Consider the following 2730-nt stretch of genomic DNA (forward strand, 5'->3'; position numbering starts at 1 on the left):
CGCTGTTCCAGCGTGGTAGTCATCTCTTTTAATTCGTCCTTTGCCTTTTTATATTCAGGCACCGTTAAATTTTTACGCTCTGAACCTTTTTCGCCACGTTCAAGCTCAAAACCACGCTCATTTAAATACTTTGGCAATTCGTCTTGTACCGCCTGTAAAGCTTGACGATTAAAAAGAGTCTTTGCTGATAACCGCTTTTCCGCATTGAAAGGCACAATACCTAAGTGCATATGCGGTGTTGTTTCGTCTAAGTGAACTTGAGCGTAGCGGATATTCTCATCACCAAATTTTTCAGCGAAGTAATCTTTCGACTGTTCGAAAAAGTCTTTAATTTCTTTATCGTCTTTATCTTTAAAAAATCGGTTGTCAGAAGTTATGATCCATTCGTTTATTAATACAGCATCTTTTCTGACAGCACGACTACTCGATTTGTTGTCGTTAATAAATTGCTGAATATCCGTTTTGTAATTGTCTGTGCGATTGACTAAGTCATAATTCAAATACGAGCGTTCCGTATCAATATCTTTGTTTGAATGATTGTCAGTTAACCGTTGATTATGATTACCTATGCCGACTAAATTGCCAGCTTTCATCTTCTGCATTCTCGCCACTACAAATGACATATAAACACTCCTAACTTCGGTACAGCTTCCATGTAAAGTATAACCCACTATACTTTACTTCGTAAAGGTGGGCTCGCCGAGGGGTCTTGCAGACGGCTATTTCGGCTCTTTTGAGCCGAGTATCAGCGCACCCTTATGGTGCAATTAGCTGATACCTGTTTGACGATTTGCTGCCCTACTTTTTTAAGTAGGTATGCAAACCTCAAACTAAAATAAAAACCCCCTTCGACTTTTCAGTCAGGGGGCTTTTATTATCTAAGTTCATTTTTCTTTTTTAACCACATACCGTCAATCATCTTGTTGATTGCTAAAGTATTATAATTAATCGCTACATCAAACCAATCATCAGAATTTTTAATGCAAATCATCAAGAAATCAGCATAATTGTCAATTTCATTATCGTATATAAAGGTTACAATGTCTTTCATTACAGCCATTTTGCTTGTTTTAGTTAATTCAAAATAACTATCTACATCAGCACCACAATGCCCAATAAGTTCATCTTTAGAATATTGAGCTTTTTCAGGATTATCTAAGTGTATAAAATATCTAATCATACCTCGTCCTGAACCCACCTTTTGAGGTGCTGGAGTATTTAAAGGCTCAATAATTTTATTAATTGCTTTAAGTGTAATTGGACCATCTGCTGACAACATCACATGCCAATGCGGTTTTTTTGGTGTTCCGTCAGGGTTGAAGTCCCTATCATGCAATGGACTCTCAATCCAACGCATATGTGTTTCATCTAAAATCTCTCTCCAATTTTCTGGCGCACTTTCTGGATACACGATAAATGCCCAGTCTCTGCCTTTTATAATCTTTTCGCTCATGTTATAATTACCTCACAATCAAACAACAAATTTTTGTTAAACCCCTTTTGCCGAAGGGGTTTTTTTTATTTAAAAATCCCATTTTCATTAGCTTTTTGCACTAAAATAGTAACTAGACCTGATTTTGTCATTCCATACTTTTTAGACAAATCACTTATTTTTTTATCTGTATCTTCTGTTACCGACAAAGTAATCTTTTTCTTTTTTTCCTGTTCACTCATTCTTAATCCCCCTTTTTTTAAATAATTATACATACAAATAAATCTATTGTAAATACTTTTCGTTACTTTGGAAAACATGAAGCTTTTTTTTGTAATTTGTTTATAGCTAGAAACGTTGATATAACAGCGTTTCTGAAAAACTGCACAATGCACAATGCACTCCTGGGGGGTGTCGTAGTACCCCCCAGAAGTTGGTCGATTTTTTTCAAAATCTCCCCCAGAGTTTTTTGTTTTCAACCTTTTTTAACAAAAAACATCTAAAAACACTGTTATATCAGCATTTATTTAGTTATTATAAAAATGTAGTTGTTTCTATATAGTATCAAGACAAGAAGAAACTCGTTTTCAACTCGTTTCAAATTCCCAAGTTAGGAGGGATAAAATGAAAAATAATAATGTAACAGAAAAAGATTTATTTTATATTTTAGATTTATTTGAACACATGAAAGTAACTTATTGGTTAGATGGTGGCTGGGGGGTAGATGTATTAACTGGAAAACAACAAAGAGAACACAGAGATATAGATATAGATTTTGACGCTCAACACACTCAAAAAGTTATACAAAAATTAGAAGATATCGGATACAAAATAGAAGTTGATTGGATGCCTTCACGTATGGAACTCAAGCATGAAGAATATGGGTATTTAGATATTCATCCTATAAATCTAAATGATGATGGATCAATTACCCAAGCAAACCCAGAAGGTGGTAATTATGTTTTCCAAAATGACTGGTTTTCAGAAACTAATTACAAAGGTCGAAAAATACCATGTATTTCAAAAGAAGCTCAACTTCTTTTTCATTCTGGTTATGATTTAACAGAAAAAGACCATTTTGATATAAAAAATTTAAAATCAATAACATAATTGCTTTATTGACGTTGAGCCTCGGAACCCTTTTAAAAACCGTGGGCTTCCGCCCACACCTGACAAACGCAATGCGTTTGATCATGCCTCTGAAAAGTGAGTAAACAGTCATACCTGTTGGCTTTTCTGTCGGTTTACAAAAGCTAAATGACAACAAAAAAAGCTGCAAGGGTAAATGCACTCACTAC

4 protein-coding genes are annotated in these 2730 nt (G+C 34.7%); 1 reads left to right on the forward strand and 3 read right to left on the reverse strand.

Translation table 11 applies throughout. From position 1 onward, the window contains the following. From mobV to AC973_RS09440, 3 genes are all read right to left on the reverse strand, one after another. A partial coding sequence (mobV, locus tag AC973_RS09430; protein WP_048729954.1) for a MobV family relaxase occupies positions 1 to 623 on the reverse strand: 623 nt, incomplete at its 3' end. Positions 624 to 874: 251 nt separating this feature from the next. Further along, positions 875 to 1453, reverse strand: coding sequence for a replication protein (locus AC973_RS09435; protein ID WP_048729956.1), 579 nt, complete (start codon positions 1451 to 1453; stop codon positions 875 to 877). Between the two features lie 65 nt (positions 1454 to 1518). Then, positions 1519 to 1674 carry a protein RepA gene (locus AC973_RS09440; protein ID WP_048729959.1) on the reverse strand — a complete coding sequence of 52 codons (156 nt, stop codon included), beginning with the start codon at positions 1672 to 1674 and terminating at the stop codon, positions 1519 to 1521. Positions 1675 to 2056: 382 nt separating this feature from the next. On the opposite strand from AC973_RS09440, the gene lnu(A) reads away from it, so the two are divergent. After that, the gene (gene lnu(A) / locus AC973_RS09445; protein ID WP_001829870.1) at positions 2057 to 2542 is read left to right on the forward strand and encodes a lincosamide nucleotidyltransferase Lnu(A); all 486 of its coding nucleotides are present in this window, start codon (positions 2057 to 2059) and stop codon (positions 2540 to 2542) included. Positions 2543 to 2730 lie beyond the last annotated feature (188 nt).

The sequence above is a fragment of the Carnobacterium sp. 1290_CSPC genome (assembly GCF_001053265.1).
In the GTDB taxonomy this organism is placed as follows: domain Bacteria; phylum Bacillota; class Bacilli; order Lactobacillales; family Aerococcaceae; genus Aerococcus; species Aerococcus urinaeequi.

What these genes read in the sequence shown, in the direction of transcription:
- AC973_RS09435 (WP_048729956.1), bottom strand. Translation starts at nt 1,453, where the DNA reads ATGAGCGAAAAGATTATAAAAGGCAGAGACTGGGCATTTATCGTGTAT.
- AC973_RS09440 (WP_048729959.1), bottom strand. Translation starts at nt 1,674, where the DNA reads ATGAGTGAACAGGAAAAAAAGAAAAAGATTACTTTGTCGGTAACAGAA.